This is a genomic window from Nonomuraea soli, assembly GCF_013761175.1.
Lineage (GTDB): Bacteria > Actinomycetota > Actinomycetes > Streptosporangiales > Streptosporangiaceae > Nonomuraea > Nonomuraea soli.
Map to the genome: position 1 here is coordinate 57,425 of NZ_JACDUR010000005.1, position 19,685 is coordinate 77,109.

Annotated in this window: 22 protein-coding genes; 10 read left to right on the forward strand and 12 right to left on the reverse strand. The window is 72.4% G+C overall.

The window, feature by feature from the left end:
- The first annotated feature begins 84 nt into the window (after positions 1 to 84).
- Entirely contained in the window at positions 85 to 684 is a 600-nt protein-coding gene (locus tag HNR30_RS23840; protein ID WP_181612260.1) for a TIGR03086 family metal-binding protein, read from the forward strand.
- Positions 685 to 732: 48 nt separating this feature from the next.
- Here the strand turns inward: HNR30_RS23840 and HNR30_RS23845 are convergent, their stop codons facing one another.
- A complete protein-coding gene (locus HNR30_RS23845; protein ID WP_181612261.1) occupies positions 733 to 1,083 on the reverse strand; it encodes a VOC family protein in 351 nt (116 codons plus the stop codon).
- A 79-nt stretch (positions 1,084 to 1,162) separates the two neighbouring features.
- Between HNR30_RS23845 and HNR30_RS23850 the strand changes: the two genes are divergently transcribed.
- Entirely contained in the window at positions 1,163 to 1,927 is a 765-nt protein-coding gene (locus HNR30_RS23850) for an LLM class flavin-dependent oxidoreductase (RefSeq protein ID WP_181612262.1), read from the forward strand.
- A 4-nt stretch (positions 1,928 to 1,931) separates the two neighbouring features.
- On the opposite strand, the gene HNR30_RS23855 is transcribed toward HNR30_RS23850, so the two are convergent.
- On the reverse strand, positions 1,932 to 4,841 hold the full coding sequence (locus tag HNR30_RS23855) for a helix-turn-helix transcriptional regulator (RefSeq protein ID WP_181612263.1): 2,910 nt from the start codon (positions 4,839 to 4,841) through the stop codon (positions 1,932 to 1,934).
- A gap of 129 nt (positions 4,842 to 4,970) precedes the next feature.
- On the opposite strand from HNR30_RS23855, the gene HNR30_RS23860 reads away from it, so the two are divergent.
- Both HNR30_RS23860 and HNR30_RS23865 read left to right on the forward strand, forming a co-directional pair.
- Complete coding sequence (locus tag HNR30_RS23860) at positions 4,971 to 5,435, forward strand: SAM-dependent methyltransferase (RefSeq protein ID WP_181612264.1); 465 nt, start codon at positions 4,971 to 4,973, stop codon at positions 5,433 to 5,435.
- A gap of 11 nt (positions 5,436 to 5,446) precedes the next feature.
- Positions 5,447 to 6,859: an FAD-dependent oxidoreductase gene (locus HNR30_RS23865; RefSeq protein ID WP_181612265.1), complete on the forward strand. Its 1,413-nt coding sequence runs from the start codon at positions 5,447 to 5,449 to the stop codon at positions 6,857 to 6,859.
- A 172-nt stretch (positions 6,860 to 7,031) separates the two neighbouring features.
- Here HNR30_RS23865 and HNR30_RS23870 read toward each other — a convergent pair whose 3' ends face one another.
- From HNR30_RS23870 to HNR30_RS23890, 5 genes are all read right to left on the reverse strand, one after another.
- Positions 7,032 to 7,694, reverse strand: coding sequence for a response regulator (locus HNR30_RS23870; RefSeq protein ID WP_181612266.1), 663 nt, complete (start codon positions 7,692 to 7,694; stop codon positions 7,032 to 7,034).
- Positions 7,669 to 8,925: a sensor histidine kinase gene (locus HNR30_RS23875; RefSeq protein WP_181612267.1), complete on the reverse strand. Its 1,257-nt coding sequence runs from the start codon at positions 8,923 to 8,925 to the stop codon at positions 7,669 to 7,671. Before HNR30_RS23875 ends, HNR30_RS23870 begins: the two co-directional genes overlap by 26 nt.
- A gap of 226 nt (positions 8,926 to 9,151) precedes the next feature.
- Positions 9,152 to 9,652: a P-loop nucleotide/nucleoside kinase family protein gene (locus HNR30_RS23880; protein WP_181612268.1), complete on the reverse strand. Its 501-nt coding sequence runs from the start codon at positions 9,650 to 9,652 to the stop codon at positions 9,152 to 9,154.
- Positions 9,649 to 10,488 carry a formyltetrahydrofolate deformylase gene (purU, locus tag HNR30_RS23885; protein ID WP_181612269.1) on the reverse strand — a complete coding sequence of 280 codons (840 nt, stop codon included), beginning with the start codon at positions 10,486 to 10,488 and terminating at the stop codon, positions 9,649 to 9,651. Before purU ends, HNR30_RS23880 begins: the two co-directional genes overlap by 4 nt.
- Positions 10,489 to 10,553: 65 nt before the next feature.
- Complete coding sequence (locus tag HNR30_RS23890) at positions 10,554 to 12,053, reverse strand: serine/threonine-protein kinase (protein ID WP_181612270.1); 1,500 nt, start codon at positions 12,051 to 12,053, stop codon at positions 10,554 to 10,556.
- Positions 12,054 to 12,142: 89 nt separating this feature from the next.
- Between HNR30_RS23890 and HNR30_RS23895 the strand changes: the two genes are divergently transcribed.
- A complete protein-coding gene (locus HNR30_RS23895) occupies positions 12,143 to 13,081 on the forward strand; it encodes an inorganic phosphate transporter (protein WP_181612271.1) in 939 nt (312 codons plus the stop codon).
- Positions 13,078 to 13,710 carry a DUF47 domain-containing protein gene (locus tag HNR30_RS23900; protein ID WP_181612272.1) on the forward strand — a complete coding sequence of 211 codons (633 nt, stop codon included), beginning with the start codon at positions 13,078 to 13,080 and terminating at the stop codon, positions 13,708 to 13,710. The genes HNR30_RS23895 and HNR30_RS23900 overlap by 4 nt, the downstream gene beginning before the upstream one ends.
- Before the next feature lie 9 nt (positions 13,711 to 13,719).
- Here HNR30_RS23900 and HNR30_RS23905 read toward each other — a convergent pair whose 3' ends face one another.
- Genes HNR30_RS23905 through HNR30_RS23915 form a run of 3 tightly spaced genes read right to left on the reverse strand, consistent with a single transcriptional unit; the run spans position 13,720 to position 15,704 of the window.
- Positions 13,720 to 14,244 (reverse strand): nucleotidyltransferase domain-containing protein, encoded by a 525-nt coding sequence (locus HNR30_RS23905; protein ID WP_181612273.1) that lies wholly within the window; start codon positions 14,242 to 14,244, stop codon positions 13,720 to 13,722.
- A gap of 3 nt (positions 14,245 to 14,247) precedes the next feature.
- On the reverse strand, positions 14,248 to 14,775 hold the full coding sequence (locus HNR30_RS23910) for a GNAT family N-acetyltransferase (RefSeq protein ID WP_181612274.1): 528 nt from the start codon (positions 14,773 to 14,775) through the stop codon (positions 14,248 to 14,250).
- 41 nt (positions 14,776 to 14,816) lie between these two features.
- Complete coding sequence (locus tag HNR30_RS23915; RefSeq protein WP_181612275.1) at positions 14,817 to 15,704, reverse strand: TIGR03620 family F420-dependent LLM class oxidoreductase; 888 nt, start codon at positions 15,702 to 15,704, stop codon at positions 14,817 to 14,819.
- A 31-nt stretch (positions 15,705 to 15,735) separates the two neighbouring features.
- Between HNR30_RS23915 and HNR30_RS23920 the strand changes: the two genes are divergently transcribed.
- Complete coding sequence (locus tag HNR30_RS23920) at positions 15,736 to 16,083, forward strand: ArsR/SmtB family transcription factor (RefSeq protein ID WP_181612276.1); 348 nt, start codon at positions 15,736 to 15,738, stop codon at positions 16,081 to 16,083.
- 73 nt (positions 16,084 to 16,156) lie between these two features.
- On the opposite strand, the gene HNR30_RS23925 is transcribed toward HNR30_RS23920, so the two are convergent.
- Entirely contained in the window at positions 16,157 to 16,453 is a 297-nt protein-coding gene (locus tag HNR30_RS23925) for a hypothetical protein (RefSeq protein WP_181612277.1), read from the reverse strand.
- Positions 16,454 to 16,603: 150 nt separating this feature from the next.
- On the opposite strand from HNR30_RS23925, the gene HNR30_RS23930 reads away from it, so the two are divergent.
- On the forward strand, positions 16,604 to 17,422 hold the full coding sequence (locus HNR30_RS23930; protein ID WP_181612278.1) for a helix-turn-helix domain-containing protein: 819 nt from the start codon (positions 16,604 to 16,606) through the stop codon (positions 17,420 to 17,422).
- Positions 17,419 to 17,655: a DUF397 domain-containing protein gene (locus tag HNR30_RS23935; protein ID WP_181612279.1), complete on the forward strand. Its 237-nt coding sequence runs from the start codon at positions 17,419 to 17,421 to the stop codon at positions 17,653 to 17,655. The genes HNR30_RS23930 and HNR30_RS23935 overlap by 4 nt, the downstream gene beginning before the upstream one ends.
- 90 nt (positions 17,656 to 17,745) lie before the next feature.
- Here the strand turns inward: HNR30_RS23935 and HNR30_RS23940 are convergent, their stop codons facing one another.
- Positions 17,746 to 18,486, reverse strand: a complete 741-nt coding sequence (locus tag HNR30_RS23940; protein ID WP_181612280.1) for a hypothetical protein — start codon at positions 18,484 to 18,486, stop codon at positions 17,746 to 17,748.
- Between the two features lie 82 nt (positions 18,487 to 18,568).
- On the opposite strand from HNR30_RS23940, the gene HNR30_RS23945 reads away from it, so the two are divergent.
- A complete protein-coding gene (locus tag HNR30_RS23945; RefSeq protein ID WP_181612281.1) occupies positions 18,569 to 19,681 on the forward strand; it encodes a winged helix DNA-binding domain-containing protein in 1,113 nt (370 codons plus the stop codon).
- Positions 19,682 to 19,685: the final 4 nt, after the last annotated feature.

Genomic DNA, 19,685 nt, shown 5'->3' on the forward strand with positions numbered 1-19,685 from the left:
TGAGGCCTACCGTGTCCCCGTCTGGCGAGGGATTCGGCGCTGATCAAGCTCATATGTTGTCGTCCCAATGGCTAATGTCCTGCTATGACCGACATCGTGGCGTTCAATCGCCGCTCCGTTCAGGCCACCGTGGCCGTCGTCGAGCAGATCACCACGGCCGACCTGGACCTGCCCACCCCCTGCTCCGAGTGGACCGTTCGCGACCTGCTCGAACACCACATCGTCCAGAACCACGGCTTCGCCTTCGCCGCCACGGGTGAGCGGTCGGAGCTCTCACTGTGGCAGCCGAAACCCCTCGGCGGCGACCACGTCGCCGAGTACGCCGCCTCCGCCGAGGCGGTGAACCAGGCGTTCGCCGTCCCAGGCGTCACCGAGGTCGGGTTCTGGCTGCCCGAATTCAGCTCGCGGGTGAGCTTCAAGGGGCAGCAGGCGATCGGCTTCCACTTCATCGACTGCGTCGTGCACGCATGGGACCTGGCCAGGGCGGTGGGCGCCGATCCCCGCATCGACGAGGACCTGGCCGAGGCCTGCCTGCCGATCGCGCGAGCCGTACCCGACGCTCCCGAGACCCGGGGGCCCGGCAAGGCCTTCCACGCGGGCCTCGCGGCCGACGACGACGCCCCCGCGCTCGACCGGGTGCTGGCCATGCTCGGCCGCTCGCCCTCGTGGAGCCCCGCCCGATAGAGGGAGCCCCGGCCGTTAGAGGGAGCCCCGCCCGGTAGCGGGTGCGTGTCAGGGCCGGTAGGTGCCGAACCACCACTGGTTGCCCTCGGGATCGGTGCAGCCGTAGTCACGGGAGCCGTACGGCTGGTCCACCGGTTCCATCGTGATGTGCGCGCCGGCGGCCCTGGCATGGTCGTGGTGGGCGTCGACGTCCTCGACCGCGACGTAGACGCCGGGGCCGCCCGGCTTGCCGATGCCGAGCATGAACTTGTCGTCGCCCGCGACGAGCTCGACGTGGTTGACCACGCCCTCGTCGTTCTTGGACACCTCGTGCACCGCGAACCCGAAGGCCGAGGTCAGGAAGTCGACGGCGGCTGCGCAGTCCTGGTAGCGGACCAGCGCGTATACGGTCTGTTTCATACCGTGATCCTCCCCCGGTCCGCCCCGGGCCGTCTTGGAAGAATCTGACGTGTCGGTGGCGCATGACATCGTCGGAGTCATGCGCTACGGAATCAATGTCGCCATCCTCGGCGGCCTGGCGGAGCCCGGCCGCGTGATCGAGTTCGCGCGGGAGGCCGAGGCCGCCGGCTGGCAGGCCCTGATGGTCTGGGACCATCTCGCCTTCACCTGGGGCGTGCCGTCCGCCGACCCGTTCGTGGTGCTCGCGGGCGCCGCGCAGGCCACCTCCACCATCAGGCTGGGCACCTCCGTCACCCCGCTGGTCCACCACCGGCCCGAGCTGCTCGCCAGGAGCGTCGCCGCGCTCGACCGGCTCAGCGGCGGCCGGTTCGTCCTGGGCGCCGGGCTGGGGGGCATGAAGGCCGAATACACCAGGTTCGGCCTGCCGTACCCCTCGGGCGCCCAGTTCGACGAGGCCCTCGATGTGCTGTCCGCGCTGCTGTCGGGCGAGGAGGTGCACCATCGGGGCGACCACTACACCGTCGACGGCGTACGGCTGGCGCCCGCGCCCGAGCGGCGCGTGCCCTTCTGGATCGGCGGCACCAGCCCGGCCGCCGCCCGGCGGGCCTCGCGCTGGGACGCCTGGATCATCCCCGGCGACGAGGAAGACGGCTCCATGTCCATGACGCCCGACCAGGTGCCCACCCACGACGGGTGCCTGGCCCTGATCGGCACGTCGGCGGCCGGAGAGTCGGTGGCGGCCTACGGCGAGGCCGGAGTCGACTGGTGGCTCGAACACCTCCACGAGCGCCGCGCCGACCACGACACGCTGCTGGCGCGCATCCGCTCGGGGCCGCCACGCTGAGCCGTCACAGGTCGAGGCGCGCCAGCTCCCCGCGCGACGACACGCCCAGCTTGGGATAGGCCTTGTAGAGGTGGAAGCCGACCGTCCTGGGGCTCAGGAAGAGCTGGGCGCCGATCTGGCGGTTGGTGGCTCCCGCCGCCGCCAGCCGTACCACCTGGAGCTCCTGCGGGGTGAGGGCCGCGGCCGTACGAGTCTCGCCCTCGGCGGCGGCGCCGCCGGCCGCGGCCAGTTCGGCGCGCGCCCGCTCGGCCCACGGTGCGGCGCCCAGCGCCGCGAATCCCCCGGCCGCCGCGCGCAACTGGGTGCCCGCGTCGGCGCGGCGGCGAGCGCGCCGCAGCCACTCGCCGTACACCAGCTGGGTCCTGGCCCGCTCGAACGGCCGGCCGCCGCGCTCGTGCAGCTCCAGGGCGCTGGCGTAGAGCTCCTCGGCGGAGTCGCGCGGGGCCATGAGCGCGCGGCAACGATGCACGACCGCCTGCGCCCACGCCTGGCCGCTGGCCTCCGACCAGGCGTCGAACCTGGCGAACGCGAGCGCCGCCCGGCCGGGGTCGTCGAGCCGCGCGCAGGCCTCGACGTGGTCGGCGATGGCGAACAACGCGATCACGGTGTGGCCGAGCGGGCCGTCGAGCATGCGCGCCATGCGGTCGGCGGCCGCCGCGTAGCGGGCCCTGACCAGGTCGAGCAGGACCAGCGCGGAGCCTCCCCAGCCCGAGCCGAACCGTTCCTGCGCGGCGCCCTCGGCCAGGCGGGCGAGCTCGGCGCAACGGTCGTCCTCGCCGCGGATCGCCGCGAGCCGGGCCAGGACGCCGTGCAGGTGGCGCAGCCGTACGGCCTGGCCGGTGTCGTGGGCGATGCTCCACGCCTCGGCGCCCGACTCGGCGGCCTCGGCGTGCTCGCCGCCGAGGATCTGGGCCTGGGCGAGGAGCTGCAGGGCGTGGGGCAGGACGGTGACGAGGCCCTGGGAGCGGCAGGCCGCCACCTGGGCGGCGGCCGCCGCACGGGCGGCCTCGTCGTCGCCGGTCATGAGGGCGCTGAAGACGGCGTAGGTGCTGGCGACCTGGTCACCGGCCAGGCCACCGGGGCTCACCTGGCTCCGGCTGCCGGGGCTACGGGGGCCGGGGCTACGGGGGCCGCGGTGGCCGGGGCCGCGGTCAGCGAGGGCGGTCGGCGCGTGGGGGCCGGTCACAGGCGGGCGGTCGAGGTCCTGCGCCACGACGGGCGGGTGGGCGCGGCCGAGGGCGGGTGGGATGGCCGCTGTGAGCAGGGGCAGGCCCGTGGCCGGGTCGTGGGCGGCGACCCGTTCCATGCCGCGGACGGCCGACGCCACGGGCCGCAGCTCCGGTGCGATGGCGGCGTCGCCGAGTGCGGTCACGAGCTGGGCGGCACGGCCGAGCACGGCGTGGTCACCGGCGAACCAGGCCTCACCCGCCGCCATCGCCATCAGCGACACGGCGTCGTCGGGCGAGAGCCCGGCGACGGCCTCGGCCGCGTCGGCGAACCTGCGCGCCGCCTGCTCCGGGTCGCCCTCGTCGGCGTCCACCGCGGCGCGGACCGCCGCCAGCCTGGCCGACATCAGCGGGTCGGAGGTCAGCCGCTCTCCCCGCCCGGCCGCCGCGGCGGCTCTGGAGAGCTGCCCTGCGGCGAGTGCCGCCTCGGCCGCGGCGGCCAGCCATCGGGCCCGGCGCTCCCGGTCCACGGTGAGCTGCGCGGCCCGCTCGTAGGCGGTGGCCGCCGCCGTGGTGCTGCCACGCGCCCTGGCCCGGTCGCCGGTGTCCGCGAGGATGACGGAGATCTCCTCGTCGGGTTCGAGGGTGGCGGCCGACAGGTGCCAGGCCCTGCGGTCCGCCTGGCCTTCGTTGACGAGCACCCCGGCCAGGGCCCGGTGCGCGGCGGCACGCTGGGCGACCGGCGCCTCCTGGTAGGCGGCCGCCTTGATGAGGGGGTGGCGGAAGCGGATGCGGCCGTCGGCGACCTCCACCAGGGCGGCGTGCTCGCCGGGCGCCAGGTCGTCGGGGGCGGCGCCGAGGGTGCGTGCCGCCCGGAGGACGAGGGGCAGGCTGCCGGACCCGTCGGCTGCGGCGACCAGGAGCACCAGGCGGGTCCGGTCGGGCAGGCGCCGGATCGCGGCGCGCAGCGACCGCTCCAGCCGTCCGGCCAGGGGCGAGCCGGGCTCGGTCAGAGGCAGGGGCGCCAGGTGGCCGGCGCGTTGATCGTCGGTCAGGCCGGCGGCGAAGTGGAGGAGCGCCAGCGGGTTGCCCTCGGCCTCGGCGATCACCCGGGCCCGCGCCTCGGGGGACAGCGCCGCCGCCTGGGTGGCGAGCAGCCGGTCGCACTCGTCCCGGGCCAGGGCACGCAGCCGGAGCTCGGGCAGGCCCTGCACGATCTGTTCCGTGCCGTCGCGACCGGCGAAGATCATCGTGATGCGTTCGGCGGCGAGCCTGCGGGCGGCGAACAGCAGGGCGTCCGCGGAGGCGCGGTCGAGCCACTGCACGTCGTCGATCAGGCAGATCAGGGGGCGCTCCTCGGCCAGGTCGGCGAGGAGTGTGAGGACGGCGAGGCCGACGAGGAAACGGTCGGGGGCTCCCGAGGCGCCGGACTGCCCTTCTCCGCCGGGGACGGCCTCGCCGAAGGCGGATCGCAGGGCCTGGCGCTGGGCGGGCGGCAGGCGGGTGACGAGGTGGGCCGCCGGGCGCAGCAGCAGGTGCAGGGCGGCGAACGGCAACTCGGCCTCCGCCTCCACGCCGGTCGCCCTCAGCACCGCCGGATCCGCCGATGTTCCGGTCGCGATGTGCGCGAGCAGGGCGGTCTTCCCGATTCCCGCCTCGCCGTGAACAATGATCGCGTTGCCCTGGCCGGAGCGTGATGCGGCCAGCAGTGAGTTCAGGAGGGCGACTTCCTCATCCCTGCCGATCATGATGGCCCCGACCCTACCTAACCGGCGTGAGGAGAACGCGCGAGGGTCCGGTCGGAGTGACTGATAGGCGGAACCGGCCAGGCCCGTACCGTCATGACGAGAGCTGTTCCTGGGCTTGGAAGGAAAATCATGATAAGCATCACCTTGGATCCCGTCGGCACGGTCGTCGGCGGGAGGACCGAGGCGTTCGACGACGACTGGAACACCGAGCAGGCGGTGATCCGGATCGACGGCTCACGCTTCGGCCCGGACGCCGTCGCAGGTCTCGACGCGTTCTCCCACCTGGAAGTGCTGTTCCAGTTCCACCAGGTGGATCCTTCCACGATCCACGTCGCCGCCCGCAGGCCCCGGGGCAACCCGGAGTGGCCGGAGGTCGGCATCTTCGCCCAGCGGGGCAAGAACCGCCCGAACCGCCTTGGTGTATCCCGCTGCCGCCTGATCGCGGTGGACGGGCTCGACTTGCACGTGCGCGGCCTGGACGCCATCGACGGCAGCCCGGTGCTGGACGTCAAGCCCTACATGGCCGAGTTCGGCCCGCAGGGCGAGACCGTGCAGCCGGAGTGGGCGACCGAGCTGATGCGTGCCTACTACTGAGGAGTGAGAGCATGTCCGACGTCATCGTCGTGGGAGCCGGTCCGACCGGGTTGCTGCTCGCGGGAGATCTGGCGGAGGCGGGTGTCCAGGTCACGATCCTGGAGCGCCGCGAGGCGGGGATCTCCAACCTGTCGCGCGCGTTCGGCGTGCACGCCAGGACGCTGGAGCAGCTCGACGCGCGCGGCCTGGCCGACGACCTCGTCCCGACCGGGGCGGCGTTGTCGAGGCTGCGGTTGTTCGGGAACGTCGAGGTCGATCTGGGGCTGTTGCCGAGCCGTTTCCCCTATCTGCTGGTCACGCCGCAGTTCAACGTCGAGAAGCTGCTCCTTGAGCGGGCGCTCGCGGCCGGTGTGAAGATCGTTCACGGGGTCGAGGTGACGGGGCTCGACCAGGACGCCACCGGGGTCACGCTCACCACCGGCGACGGCGACACCCACCGGGCCGCGTACGTGGTGGGCGCGGACGGCTTCCACAGCGCGGTGCGCAAGGCCATCGGGCAGCCCTTCCCGGGCAAGTCGGTCCTCAAGTCGATCATGCTGGCGGACGTGCGGCTGACCCGGCCGCCCGCCGACCTGCTGACCGTCAACGGCGTGGGCGACTCCTTCGCCTTCATCGCGCCCTTCGGCGACGGGTACTACCGGGTCTTCGCCTGGGACCGGCGTCGCGCCGTCTCCGACGACGAGCCGCTCACGCTCGACGAGATCAGCTCCGTGGCCACCCGCGCGCTCGGCACCGACTTCGGCATGCACGACGTGCGCTGGATGTCGCGGTTCCACAGCGACGAGCGGCAGGCGCCCGACTACCGCGTGGGGCGGGTGTTCCTGGCCGGCGACGCGGCGCACGTGCACTCCCCGGCCGGTGGCCAGGGCATGAACACGGGGCTGCAGGATGCCGCCAACCTGGGCTGGAAGCTCGCCGCGGTGCTGCGCGGGGCTCCCGAGGCGCTGCTCGACAGCTACCAGGCCGAGCGTCATCCGGTCGGGAAGGCGGTGCTGCGCAGCAGCGGGGCCATCATCAGGGCGGCGATGATCAAGTCGTGGGCCGGGCGCGTGATGCGCGGGCTGGTCGTGCGCACGGTGCTGGCCATCCCTCCGGCGCGTAAGAGGATCACCGGGCAGATCAGCGGGGTGGGGTACGAGTACGACGCGCCGCCGGGGTCGCACGCGCTTGTCGGCAAGCGGGCCGCCGACGTCCCGCTCGGCGGGACGCGGCTGTACGAGGCGCTGCGGGGGCAGCGGTTCGTGCTCGCCGGGGCGACCGAGGTGAGCGGGTGGGAGGACCGGGTGCGGGTGGTCGCGCCCGCGACGGCCGGCGGGCCGATGGTGCTGGTGCGGCCCGACGGGTACGTGGCGTGGGCGGGCACGGACCCGGCCGAGGTGCCGCGCGTGCTCGCCCAGCTCGCGGGACCGCCGTCGACCGGCTGACGCAGAATACGGCTCGCTAGACCACCGTCGACCGGCTGGCGCAGAGTACGGCTCGCGGGACCACCGTCGACCGGCTGGCGCACGGTACGGCTCGGCGCACGTCACCGAGCCGCCCGCCGTACGGCAGAGCGCACGCCACCTGGCCGCCTGCCGTACGGCCCGGGCGGCGTGGTCAGCCCGCTGTGCGGCGGGGTGCGACGAGGCCCAGGTCGTAGGCGAGTGCCACCGCGTGCGCGCGGCTGGCCAGCCCGAGCTTGCCCATCGCCCGGTTGAGGTGCGTCTTGACGGTCGCCGGGCTGAGGTGCAGGCGCCGCGCGATCTCGTCGTTCGACAACGTCTGCCCCACCAGCGTCAGGATCTCCCTCTCGCGCGCCGTGAGCACCGACAGCTCCTCCTCCCCCGCACGCGGCGCCGGGGTGAACGCCTCGACGAGGCGGCGGGTGCTGGTGGGCGACAGCAGCACGTCGCCGGCGGCGACGGTGTGGATCGCGGCGAGCAGCCGGCTCGCCGGCGTCTGCTTGAGCAGGAACCCCGACGCCCCCGCGCGCAGCGCCTGGTAGACGTACTCGTCGATGTCGAAGGTGGTCAGGATGAGGATGTGCGGCGCAGGCGCGGATCCGTCGGCGAGGATCTGCCGGGTGGCGCGGATGCCGTCGAGCCCTGGCATGCGCACGTCCATGAGGATGACGTCGGGCCGGGTGCCGGCGGCCAGGCGGACCGCCTCGTGACCGTCGGCGGCCTCCCCCGCCACCGTCAGGTCGGGGGCCGCGCGCAACAGGGCGGTCAGCCCCGCGCGGATGAGTTCCTGGTCATCGGCCACCAACACTGAGATCATCGTCGCCCATCGCCGTGCGTGCGGGGCCGCCTGCCGGGGCGGGCAGCGGGACGTTCGCTGTGACCTGGAAGCCGCCGGAGGGACGCGGACCCGCGGAGATCGTGCCCTGGTACAGCTTGATACGTTCGCTCATACCGAGCAATCCGTACCCCGGTGTGGCTTGTGTCACATCGGCGGGCCGGGCGGGGCCGTCGTCCCCGACCTGGACGGTCACCGCGTCGGCGGTGTACTCCAGCGTGAGCCGCGCCCGGGTGGGCCCGGCGTGTTTGAGTACGTTGGTCAGGCTTTCCTGGGCGATCCGGTAGAGGCACAGTTCGAGCCCCGACGGCAACGGCCGGGGCCGCCCGGTCACGGTCATGGTGACGTCGACCCCGGCGGCGCGCACGCGCTCGACCAGCGCGTCGAGTCCGCTGACGCCGGGCGCGGCGTCGTAGCGCACGTCGTCGTCGGCGCCGATGCGCAGGACCGACAGCAGCCGCTGCATCTCGGTCAGCGCCTCGCGGCTGGTGTCGGCGATCGTGGTCAGCGCCCTCGCCGTGGTCTCCCGGTCGCTGTCGAGCACGTAGTGCCCGAGTTCGGCCTGGACGGCGACCACCGACAGGTGGTGGGCGACGACGTCGTGCAACTCGCGGGCGATCCTGACGCGTTCGGCGGCGACGGCCAGCCGGGCGGTGCTGTCGCGTTCCTGCCGCAGCCGCCTGGTCAGTTCGCGCAGGCGTTCCGTGAGGTCGGCCAGTCGCCGGGTGCGCTGGGCGAGCAGGCGGACGACCAGGCCGAAGCCGACGATGAAGGCGCACACCACGACGGCTCTGGCGACGACGGCCCACAGCGGCGCGTCGGGGATCTGCACGGCCGAGGCGTAGGCCCATGAGCCGGCCGCGACGGCGCCGCCGGCCAGGCAGACGCGCGGCGGCCGGTGCACGGCGACGGAGTAGAGCGCCAGGAGCGATCCGAGGGTGTTCTGGCTGGGCTGGTAGCCGAGCCGGTGGTAGACGAGCCCCGCCGCGCAGACGACCATGAGGACGGCCAGCGGGCGATGTCTGCGCAGGCCCAGCGGCAGGTTGGCCAGGACGGTCAGCATGACCGAGCCCGCGTCGGGGGGCCGGGCGGACTGTTCCGGTCCGGTCCAGTTCCAGGCCAGGTTGATCACCGTGAACCCCGCACCCAGTGTCCAGTCGACGACGCGGGGATCGAGCCCTCCCAGGCGCCACCGCAACCAGGTGCTCCGCATTTCGGGAATCGTAGCTACAACCGCTGCGGATATACATCGCACGGACTACCGCAGCGGGTGGAGCACGTTCATCCACCGGCGGTAGGGCCGTCGAGGACGGTTTCGGATAGTTTCTGTCGGGCCTTCGGGCGGCCCCGAACTCCCCGCCCACGCGGCCGGGCCTGCACCCGGCCGCCCGAGAAGAGCATGAGCCGACCTGAACCCACGACAACCTGGAGGTCTCGGGCTAGAGGTCCTTGGCGATGGCCGCCGCCACCTCGGCGGCCGGCACGCGGGTGGTGTCGATCACCTCGGCGCTGTCACGCAACCACGGCAGCGCCTCCTGGTAGGAGCGCAGGTGATCAAGCCGCCACTGCCTGGCACCCGCCTCCTCGGTGTCCGTCTCGATCCGGCGCACCAGTTCCTCCTGGTCGGCGTGGAGCAGGATGTGGCGGACGGGAGCACGCAGGGCGGAGAAGATCTCCTCCAGGTACGGCCGGCGCGTCAGGCTCATGGGCACGATCAGCGGCCCCAGCCAGTGCAGGCACAGCTGGTTGATCGTCTCCGCCGTCAGCGCGCGCCACGCGGGCCAGTGCTGGAAGTCGTCGACGGGTTCGTTGATGACGACCCTCAGGTAGAAGCCCACCGTCTCGGGGTCGAACACGTGGGAGGCGGGAAGCAGGGCGTGGAGCTCCTTCGCGGTCGTCGTCTTGCCCGCCCCGAAGGTGCCGTTCAGCCAGACGATCATCGGGGGAAGACGATCGTCTTGTGCCCGTCGAGGACCACCCGCTGCTCGGCGTGCCACTTGACCGCCCGGGCCAGCGCGACGCACTCGACGTCACGGCCGATGGCGACCAGGTCGGCCGCCGAGTGGCTGTGGTTCACCCTGGCCACCTCCTGCTCGATGATCGGCCCCTCGTCGAGGTCGGAGGTGACGTAGTGGGCGGTGGCGCCGATGAGCTTGACGCCGCGGGCATGCGCCTGGTGGTACGGCTTGGCGCCCTTGAACGACGGCAGGAACGAGTGGTGGATGTTGATCGCCCGCCCGGAGAGCTTCTCGCACAGGTCGGCGGAGAGCACCTGCATGTAGCGGGCCAGCACCACCAGGTCGACCCGGTACGACTCGACCAGCGAGAGGATCTCGGCCTCCTGGCGCGGCTTGGTCTCGGGCGTGACCGGCAGGTGGTGGTAGTCGATCCCGTAGGACTGGGTCAGGGGGCGCAGGTCGGGGTGGTTGGAGGCCACGGCGACGATCTCGATGTCGAGCAGCTTCGAGCGCACCCGGAACAGCAGGTCGTGCAGGCAGTGGTCGAACTTGCTGACCAGCACGAGCACACGGGGCTTGACGGCCAGGTCGCGCAGCTGGAAGTCCATGACGAACTCGGGGGCCAGGGCGGCGAAGGCCGGGGTCAGGTCGTCGAGACCGACCGGCGAGGTGAACTGGACGCGCATGTGGAACCGTTCGTCACCGAACTGCTGGCTCTCGGTGATGTTGCATCCCTGCTCGGCCAGGAGGCCGGAAACAGCGGCGACGACGCCGGGCCGGTCGGGGCACGACAAAGTCAGGACGTATTCGGCGCTCATTTCCCTCACCCTTGTGACTCATCCAAGGACACACTGATCAGGGCAGAGTACAACCCTCGCTTTGGCTACCTTATCCCGATCCGCAATTCGACCTGGGTGCCCTGGCAGGCCTTCGCACCGGCGGCCGGGGTGAGGGCGGCGACCTTGCCGACCCAGTCGGGGCCGCTCTGGTAGCCGACCTTGACGGTGAAGCCCGCCTTCTCGACGGCGGCCTGGCCGTCCTTGAGCGGCCAGCCTCGCGCGTCGGGGATGCGGGCGGTCCTGGCTCCCATGACCAGGTCGACGCCGCCGGAGCGCAGGGTGGCCCTGACCACGCGGCCGGGGGTGACGCCTTCGGCGCAGGAGGGGGTGACGGTGCCGAGCCGTAGCCCGGCGGCCTCGATCCTGGCCAGCGCCGCCGTACGGTCGAGGCCGTCGACGGCGGGAAGGACGGGCGGCACAGGCGGCGTCGAGGCCGCCGGTGTGACGGAGGCGCCCGGCTGGGTCCGCACGGCTCCCGTGGCCGACGGCTCTCCGGCCTGGGCCGGCACGGCGCCCGTGGCCGACGGCTCCCCGGCCTGGGCCGGCATCGCTCCCGTGGCCGACACCTGGCCGCTCGTGGCCAGTGTGGTGGTGCCCGTCCACGACTGCGCGGCCGCCAATGCCCCGGCGCCGCTGCCCACCAGGAGCGCCACCGCCGCGGTGAGCGCGGAGCGGCCCAGCCGCCCGCCGCGCCCGCCCGGCCTGGTCATCGAGGCGGCGCCGGCCAGGTCCGAGGGCCTGCCGCCCAGCAATGTCAGCAGCACCTCCTGCGCTGTCGGCCGCCGTCCAGGATCCTTGTCCAGGCACCGCTCGACCAGCTCGCGCAGCGGCTGCTGCACCCCGGCGGTCTCGGGCCGCTCGTGCAGCACCCGGTTGATCACCGCCGGGATCGAGTCGTCCCCGAAGGGCGGGGTCCCGGTCGCGGCGACGGCCATCGTCACGCCCCACGCGAAGACGTCGGACGCCGCGCCGGCCGGGGTGCCGGTGAGCTGCTCGGGCGCGATGAAGGCGGGTGTGCCGACGATCTGGCTGGTGACGGTGGCGGGCATGGTGGCGTCACGCGCGATCCCGAAGTCGATCACCCGGGGGCCGTCGGGCCCGAGCAGCACGTTGCCGGGCTTGAAGTCGCGGTGCACGATGCCGGCCTGGTGGATCGCGGTGAGCGCGGTGGCCGTCCCGATGGCGAGCCGTTCCAGCGCGCCGTCGCGCAGCGGCCCTGTGGTGGCCACCCGCTCGGCCAGCGAGGGCCCGTCGATGTACTCACTGATCAGGTACGGCTGGGCCTCCAGCATGCCCGCGTCGAGCACCTGGGCGGTGCAGAAGCGCGCCACCTGCTTGGCCAGCGCCACCTCCCGCATGAACAGCCGCTGCGCACGCTCGTCCGCCCAGGAGTCGGCGTTGAGCAGCTTGGCGGCGACCCGCTCGCCCGACGGCGTCACGGCGAGGTAGACCTCTCCCTGACCGCCGCGGCCGATGCGGCCGAGCAGCCGGTAGGCGCCCAGCTGGGACGGATCGCCAGGGCGCAGGGGGGTAACGGCACGCATCTCGACCTCCGTAGCGGGTTCCTCCCTATTCGCCGCAGTCGTGCCGTTGGATCAAGATTGCCGACCTGAGTTTCGGGGATGAGTTCCAGATGCCCTTAGAGCTGCTCGTCGTGCTGGTCGCATGCCTGTTCGCGGTCGTGTCAGGGATGAACGACGGCGGCGCGCTGCTGGCGACGGGGCTGAAGCTGCCGTCGGTGCGCCCGGCCACCGGCATCGCCACGATCGTGGTGCTCATCGCCGTCGTGCCGGTGTTGTCGCACCGGGTGGCCGAGACGTTCGTGACGAAGCTGGCGGGCTTCGACGGCGAGGGCGGGCGCCAGGCGATGATGCTGGCGGTGGTGTCGGCGCTGGCCGTGGTGATGGTGCTGAGCCGCCAGGGCCGGCCGACGAGCCTGACGCTCGCCATCGTGGGCGCGCTGACCGGGGCGGGGCTCGGCTGGGGGCTGCCGGTCTCCGTGGGCTGGGTGGTGCTGGTGCTGGCCGTCGGCTTCGCCTCGCCGTTCGCCGGGGCCCTCGCCTCCTGGGCGGCGCTGCGGCTGCTGACCGTCGGCTCCGCCCGCGGCCTGCACCGCTGGCATCGGGCGGCGTTCCTGCTGGAGTCGGTGGCGTACGCGGCCAACGACGGTCAGAAGATGCTCGCCATCTTCATGATCGCCATGGGCTTATCGGGCGCGCCCCTGTGGGTGACGGCGCTGAGCGCCGCCCTGTTCGCGGCCGGAGCGTTGTACGGCATGCCGCGGGCGGGCCGCACCCTCTCGCGCGAGATCCTCGCCTCGCGCCCCCTGCACGGCGTGGCCGCGGAGCTGGGGGCCGGGGTCACGGTGATCGTGTGCGCCGCCGTCGGCATGCCGGTGTCGATGACGCAGGCCATCGCGGGCGGGCTCATCGGCGCGGGCGTGGCGCAGGGCACCGGGCGGGTGCGCTGGCATGCCGCCCTGAAGATCGTCTCGGCCTGGACGCTCACCCTGCCGGTGAGCCTGGTGATCGCCTTCGCCGGGGCGTCGTTCGTGAAAGAGGTACTGGTGTGAAGCGACTTCGCCGCATCCGCGATCTGCTGCGCGGGCGCATGGACAGCGCTCTGACGGAGGCCCTGCTCGGCCAGCTGGAGGCGACCAAGGAGGGCGCCTGGCTGGCCATGGCCATGATCGGCGGCGAGGTCGGCAGGACCGGCGCGCACGAGCAGATGCGCAGCATCGAGCACCTCGGCGACGAGGAACGCCGCCGCCTGGTCGACGAGCTGCGCGACGCCCTGGTCACCCCGATCGACCGCGAGGACCTGTTCCGCCTGTCGCGCTCGATCGACGACGTGCTCGACTCGCTGCGCGACTTCGTGCGCGAATCGCATCTGTACAGGGTGCCCGACCAGATCCGCTTCTCTCCCCTGCTCGACCAGGTGATCGTGGGCATCGACGCTCTGGAGAACGCCGTGCGCGACCTGGCCTCGCGGCCGTCGGCGGTGGTGCACGACGCGCTGGAGGCCAAGAAGGCGGGCGGGGTGATCAGGCGCATGTATCAGTACGAGATCTCCCGGATCTTCTCCGGTGAGCTCACCGCCGACGCCATGAAGGAACGGGAGCTGGTGCGCCGCCTGGAGATCGTCGGCATGGCGATCGGCGAGGCCGCCGACGCGATCGCCGACGGCGCGATGAAACGGTAGCCCGCTCGCTCAGCTCTCCAGCGTCCACCTGGCGTAGTCGGCGGGGATGGGCAGGCCGAACCGCTCGCACAGCGCCTTCACGTCGGCCCAGTCGCCGGCGTCGGCCTCGTAGCCGGTGTGGAAACGCACCAGCCATTCGGGCGTCACGCAGTCGACCGTCCTGCCGCCGATCTCGCCGCGGCCGGCGAGGGAGCCCGCCGGGTAGGCGTCACCGTTCTCGGCGGGCCCGAGGACGCCGTCGCCCCCGGCGTCGAAGGTGATGACGTGGAAGTCGATCCGCCTGCCGTGCTCGTCGCCCAGGACGAAGTTCCACGCGCTGGTGTCGGGTCTGGGCACCGGCCGGTAGCCGAGTGCGGTGAGCGCTCCGGTGACGGCGTCGAGGTGGCGGTGTTCGATGGCGATGTCGAGGTCGGCGTGCGGCCGGGTCTGGGCGCCGAGGCAGGCGTCGACGCCCCAGCCGCCGTCGATCCACACCCGGGCGCCGGCCTCACGCACCACGTCGAGGAAGCCGAGGACGTCGGCGGCCGTCATCATGGCCTAGGAGTTCCAGTCGGGAGGGGTGACGACGCCCGACTCCCAGTCGGAGCGCAGGATGCCGTAGCCGACGGAGTCGTAGACCTTGCCGTCGAGCCCGGGCCAGCCCTCGCGGTAGTGGGCCTCCTTGGCGAATCCGGCGCGCAGGAAGACGGCCCGCATCGCGAGGTTGTCGTGGCGGGTGGTGCCCTCGATGCGCCGGATCTCGGGCCGCGACTCGAACAGGTGGCGCACCAGCCATCTCACGGCCTCGGTGCCGAGCCCCTTGCCCCGGTGGGCGGCACGGATGCGCAGGTCGAACAGCGGCGTGTCGTCGCTGAAGTCCTGCAGTCTGACCAGTCCGGCACGCTCGCCGCCGGTCACGATCCAGAAGGTGCGCTCGTCATCGTCGTCGTAGTGGCCGGCGGCGATCCGCGAGCGGACCGCGGCCTCCTGCGGCACGCCGGTGTGGAAGGGCCATGCCTCACCGGTCAGGAAGGCCACGAGGTCGTCGGCGTCGTCGGGCACGAACGGGATGAAGTCGGCAGTCATGCTTGCCGTTCTATCGGATCGCCCGCGGCGGGCGCCTCCCATTATCGGGGCAGGTGAGGAGCCAGGGTGCGCAGCTGGGTGACGGCGTCGTCGAGATCGGGCCCCTCGGGCGACAGCGGTTGCAGCGCCACGTGGTCGGCGCCGGCCTCGAGGTGGGCGCCGACCCGCTGGGCGACGGTGGCGGGATCGCCCCAGGCGACGATGGCGTCGATGAGCCGGTCGCTGCCCCCGTCGGCCAGGTCGTCGTCGGAGAAGCCGAGGTGGCGCAGGCTGTTGGCGTAGTTGGGCATGGCCAGGTAGGCCGTGGTGTGGCGGCGGGCGACCGCTCGCGCCGTCGCCGGGTCGCTCTCGAGGACGAAGGCGTGTTCGGGAGCCAGGAGCCGGTCGGGTCCGAGGGTCTTGCGCGCGAGCGCGGTGTGCTCCGGCGGCACGAAGTAGGGGTGCGCGCCGTCGGCCTTGTCTCGGGCGAGCTCCAGCATGCGCGGCCGCAGCGCGGCCAGCAGCGTGGACGGCGGCGGGTCGGCGGCGGGCAGGTTGACCGCGGCCACCTCCATGCCGTCGAGGTAGGCGCTCATCGCGGCGACCGGGCGGGAGTAGTCGTGGCCCCGGTTGGCGACCAGCGGGGCGTGGCTGACGCCCACGCCGAGCAGGAAGCGCCCGGGGTAGGCCTCGCCGAGGGCCGCGGCCCCGGCGGCCATGGCGGTCGCGTCGCGGCCCCAGATGTTGGCGATGCCGCTGCCGACGACGATGCGGGAGGTGGCGGCGAGCAGGATGCCCGCGGTGGAGAAGGCCTCCTTGCCGCCCGGCCCTTCGCCGAACCACAACGTGCCGTAGCCGAGGGACTCGATCTCCTGGGCCGCGGCGCGCAGCCGTTGTGCGGGCGCGCGGCTGAACAGCGGGTGCCACACTCCGAACCGTCCGATGTCCACGGCGCCTCCTCGGGTAGGATGTTCGATCGAGATGGAACACTACCCTAATGTTCGACCGCCGTCGAACAGAGCGCGCACGCTGAACCACACCTCTCCCGTCGAGGTGTCGCTCCAGGCCGCCCTCGACGCCCTCGGTGATCCCGTGCGCCGGCGCATCGTGCGCGAGCTCGCCTCCCAGCCCGACTGGACCCGGCCGTGCGGCACCTTCACGCACCTGCCGGTCGCCAAGTCGACCCTGAGCCACCACTTCTCCGTGCTGCGCAACGTCGGCCTGCTGGAGCAGCGCGACGAGGGCACCAGACGGCTCAACCGCCTGCGCGCGGCGGAGTTCGACGAACGTTTCCCCGGTCTGCTGGCGCTGGTGCTGCAGGAGCCGTGAGAGGGCAAGAAAAAACCCGGCCCGTGGCGAAGCCGCGAGAGCGGCGGCCGGGTGTGATGCGGAACCGGGTTCGTCAGGACCTGACGGTCAACGACCTGATGTAGGCGGCCGCCTCGTCGGCGTCGAAGAAGTCGGCCGACCGCCCGTGACCGTCGTCCACGTGGAACGCCGGCCCCCCGGTGATCTGGGCCTCCCCGACGACGAGCATCGGGCCGCCGTGCTGCGGCGGGTCATACCTGTTCGGGAACAACGCCAGCCGCAGATGCCGCACCAGGAGGGCGCGGACTCCGCGATCGGCCAGCAGTTCCTGCAGCATGGTCAGTTGCCGCAGCTGTTCGCCCTCCACCCGCTCGGTGACGTCGGCACGCATTGGCACCACCTGTCCTTCTCTTGACTGGGATTCTCTCCGCTGACACCAGAATGCACTTGAGTGGCTACTCTAGGTACCGAAACCGCGGACACACTCTGGATGTGCGTGTGCCGCCACCGTTTGTAGAACCGTGTAGAACCGGAGCCGCCGATGCCCCCTGCACGCGAACTCGACCCGAGCTCCAGCCCGCTGGCGTTCTTCGGGGCGGAGCTTCGTGAGCATCGGCTTCGCGCCGGGCTCTCGCAGGAGCAGCTGGCCGACCGGCTGAGCTATTCGCTGTCGCTGGTGTGCGCCGTCGAACTGGCCAGGCGGACTCCTTCGCGCGACTTCGCCGAGCGGGCCGACCAGGTTCTCGAGACCGGGGGCGAGCTGTCCCGGCTGTGGCCGCTGGTGCGCCAGGCGGTCTATCCCGCCTGGTTCCGCCCGTGGCTGGAGATCGAGCAGACGGCGCGCACGTTGCAGACCTGGCAGCCTCTGCTGATCCCCGGCCTGCTGCAGACGGAGGACTACGCGCGCGAGGTTCTGCAGCGCGAGCCCGGCGCCACCGCCGAGCAGGCGGAGGAGGCGGTCGCGGCGCGGATGACCCGCCAGTCGGTCCTGCACAAGCCCGATCCGCCCATGTTCTGGGCGGTCCTCGACGAGTGGATGTTGTATCGGCCCGTCGGCTCGGCGGAGACGATGCGCGGGCAGATGCGCGCCCTGCGGGACAGCGCGCAGCTGCCCAACGTGACGATCCAGGTGGTGCCCAGGGACAGCCCGGCCGTTCCCGGCCTCACCGGCGCCTTCGTCATCGCCAAGGTGCCCGCCGAGTCCGACCTGGTCTACCTGGAGTCGGCGGGGGAAGGGTACGTCACCGATCGGCCGGCGGACGTGGAGTCCATCGTCCGCCGCTACGACGTGATCCGGTCTCTCGCGTTACCGGTTCACGCGAGTTTACATTTGCTAGCAAAAGCGGAGGAGAGTATATGAAGGAGCTCAACTGGCGCAAATCCCGTCGTAGCGGAAGCAACGGCGGAGACTGCGTCGAAGTGGCCGTTCTCGACGCGCCCGAGGACCACGCCACGGCCAAGGCGGACCACGAGCGGCTGTTCGTGATGCGCGACTCCAAGGACCCCGAAGGTCCGAGGCTGTACTTCACGCCGGCCGAGTGGGAGGCCTTCCTCCTCGGCATGAAGGACGGCGAGTTCGACAACCTGAGCTAATTAAGCCGGGTTTGTCCCCTTTGTGAGGGGACGCTACTTTCTTTACGCTTTGTACCGTTCCAACGGCGGGGTCGCGCCACCCCGCCGGAGCTAACCGCCCAGCTCCGCGATCGTCGCCCTGACCAGCGCGCGCACGACTTCCCCGCAGATCCGCTCGTGCTCGCCGTCGACCGACCCGCCGCCGTCGAGCGCCGCCCGGTATTCCGCCCGCTCCCGCTCCCCCAGGTACGGCAGAGCGGTCAGCACGCAGATCACCCGGCTCGTCCCGTCGGGCAGCCGGTCGACCGTGACCGCGTGGGTGCGCAACCAGGTCTCGTCGGCTCCGCCGTACCACCCGCACTTGACCGCGATCTGGCCGGGGAACAGCGCCCGCACCCCGAAATCCTGGCCGGCCTCGGCCATCCACGTGACGATCGCCTGCGCGTCGCGGTCACCGAACCACCCCGCCGCCGCCAGCGCGCAGTAGGCGGTCACGACCTCGTCGGCGGTCACCTCCACCGAACCGAAACGCTCCTCCACCGGCGGTGTCCAGCGCACCCCCGTGCGATCGGCGATGCGGCCGAGCACGACCCTGGGTCCGGTGCCCAGCCACAGGGTCCTGGTGTGGTCGTTGCAGGAGTCGACGACCGCCGGCTGGGCCGCCGTGGCCCAGCCGTCGCCGCGCTCGGCCGTCCAGGCGTAGAGCGGCTTGAGCAGCGACGCGCAGCGCAGCCTCTGCGACCCCAGCCGGACGGCCACCGACCTCGGGTCGCTGCCGCCGTGGGCCAGCCGCCCGGCGGCCTGCACGCTCGAACCCGGCGGCAGCGCGCGCAGAATCGCGTCGAAGCTCATGGGTGACCACGGTAGCGAAAGGCCACGACAGCCTGGTGCATCGCGGAACGAAGTCTGCCGCATTGTTGACTACCGTGCAGCTATGAAGCTCACCTGGAACGAGGTCTGCGCCCGGCGGCTGGCGCGCCACCACCTGACCGACCCCTGCGACCTGCCGATGGCGGACGTCGTGCGAGACCTGGCGAGCACCCACGCCCAGGTGATGTCGGCCGCCGAGCTCGGCCTCGGGCTACGGGTGCGCGGAGCGACCCGGCAGACCGTCCGCGACGCGCTGTGGCGTGACCGCACACTGGTCAAGACCTACGGCCCGCGTGGCACCGTGCACCTGCTGCCCGCCGAGGACCTGCCGGTCTGGCTGGGCGCGCTGGAGGCGGTGCCGAACACGGTCTCATGGCCGCCGATCCTCCGCATGACCCCCGAGCAGGAGAACGCGATCATCGAGGCGATCCGCGACGCGCTCGAAGACGCCGAGCTGACCATCGACGAGCTCGACGACGAGGTCGTCGGCCGCACCGGTCCCTACGCCGGCGAGCGGGTCATGGACGCCTTCCAGACCAAGTGGCCCCGCTGGCGGCGCCTCATGCACACCGCCGCGCACCGGGGCGCGCTGAGCTTCGGCGCCGGACGCGGGCGCAAGGTCACCTACACCAGCCCGGGCGCCCAGGCGGCACCGGCCGGGGAGTCGCTGGAGCAGGTGGCGTTGTGGTACCTCAACGCCTACGGCCCGGCCACGCCCGAGCGGTTCGCCCACTTCATGAACGGGCCCAGGCCGTGGGCGCGCGAGATCTTCTCCCGACTGGACCTCACCGAGGTCGAGGTGGAGGGCGAGCGCGCCTTCGTGGCGGCGGGCGACACCGGCGTTCCCGTGGAGCCCGCGCGGGGCGTGCGGCTGCTGCCGTACTTCGACCACTACTCCTACGCCGTCGGCAACTTCCCGCGCGAGCTGCTCTACCCCGGCCCGGCGTTCGAGCGGGTGCGCGGCAACTTCCAGACCCTCGTCGTCGACGGCGTGGTGGCCGGACTGTGGCACCACAAACGTTCGGGCAAGCGCCTCGACGTCACCGTGGAGGCGCTGACGCCGCTGGACCGGCGGCAGCTGGCCGAGCTGGAGGAGCAGGTGCTGCGGGTCGGCGAGATCCTCGAGGCCGCGCCCAGCCTGACCCTGGGCAGGGTCACGTCGGGCAGTCACGCGTAGGCGC

Excerpts from the sequence above, each read along its gene's own strand:
- HNR30_RS23870 (WP_181612266.1), bottom strand. The coding sequence starts at position 7,694 with ATGATCTCAGTGTTGGTGGCCGATGACCAGGAACTCATCCGCGCGGGG.
- purU (WP_181612269.1), bottom strand. The coding sequence starts at position 10,488 with ATGAGCGCCGAATACGTCCTGACTTTGTCGTGCCCCGACCGGCCCGGC.
- HNR30_RS23920 (WP_181612276.1), top strand. The coding sequence starts at position 15,736 with ATGGAACACTACCCTAATGTTCGACCGCCGTCGAACAGAGCGCGCACG.
- HNR30_RS23840 (WP_181612260.1), top strand. The coding sequence starts at position 85 with ATGACCGACATCGTGGCGTTCAATCGCCGCTCCGTTCAGGCCACCGTG.
- HNR30_RS23850 (WP_181612262.1), top strand. The coding sequence starts at position 1,163 with ATGCGCTACGGAATCAATGTCGCCATCCTCGGCGGCCTGGCGGAGCCC.
- HNR30_RS23855 (WP_181612263.1), bottom strand. The coding sequence starts at position 4,841 with ATGATCGGCAGGGATGAGGAAGTCGCCCTCCTGAACTCACTGCTGGCC.
- HNR30_RS23945 (WP_181612281.1), top strand. The coding sequence starts at position 18,569 with ATGAAGCTCACCTGGAACGAGGTCTGCGCCCGGCGGCTGGCGCGCCAC.
- HNR30_RS23865 (WP_181612265.1), top strand. The coding sequence starts at position 5,447 with ATGTCCGACGTCATCGTCGTGGGAGCCGGTCCGACCGGGTTGCTGCTC.
- HNR30_RS23845 (WP_181612261.1), bottom strand. The coding sequence starts at position 1,083 with ATGAAACAGACCGTATACGCGCTGGTCCGCTACCAGGACTGCGCAGCC.
- HNR30_RS23890 (WP_181612270.1), bottom strand. The coding sequence starts at position 12,053 with ATGCGTGCCGTTACCCCCCTGCGCCCTGGCGATCCGTCCCAGCTGGGC.
- HNR30_RS23880 (WP_181612268.1), bottom strand. The coding sequence starts at position 9,652 with ATGATCGTCTGGCTGAACGGCACCTTCGGGGCGGGCAAGACGACGACC.
- HNR30_RS23930 (WP_181612278.1), top strand. The coding sequence starts at position 16,604 with ATGCCCCCTGCACGCGAACTCGACCCGAGCTCCAGCCCGCTGGCGTTC.
- HNR30_RS23940 (WP_181612280.1), bottom strand. The coding sequence starts at position 18,486 with ATGAGCTTCGACGCGATTCTGCGCGCGCTGCCGCCGGGTTCGAGCGTG.
- HNR30_RS23910 (WP_181612274.1), bottom strand. The coding sequence starts at position 14,775 with ATGACTGCCGACTTCATCCCGTTCGTGCCCGACGACGCCGACGACCTC.
- HNR30_RS23935 (WP_181612279.1), top strand. The coding sequence starts at position 17,419 with ATGAAGGAGCTCAACTGGCGCAAATCCCGTCGTAGCGGAAGCAACGGC.
- HNR30_RS23905 (WP_181612273.1), bottom strand. The coding sequence starts at position 14,244 with ATGATGACGGCCGCCGACGTCCTCGGCTTCCTCGACGTGGTGCGTGAG.
- HNR30_RS23875 (WP_181612267.1), bottom strand. The coding sequence starts at position 8,925 with ATGCGGAGCACCTGGTTGCGGTGGCGCCTGGGAGGGCTCGATCCCCGC.
- HNR30_RS23860 (WP_181612264.1), top strand. The coding sequence starts at position 4,971 with ATGATAAGCATCACCTTGGATCCCGTCGGCACGGTCGTCGGCGGGAGG.
- HNR30_RS23895 (WP_181612271.1), top strand. The coding sequence starts at position 12,143 with ATGCCCTTAGAGCTGCTCGTCGTGCTGGTCGCATGCCTGTTCGCGGTC.
- HNR30_RS23925 (WP_181612277.1), bottom strand. The coding sequence starts at position 16,453 with ATGCGTGCCGACGTCACCGAGCGGGTGGAGGGCGAACAGCTGCGGCAA.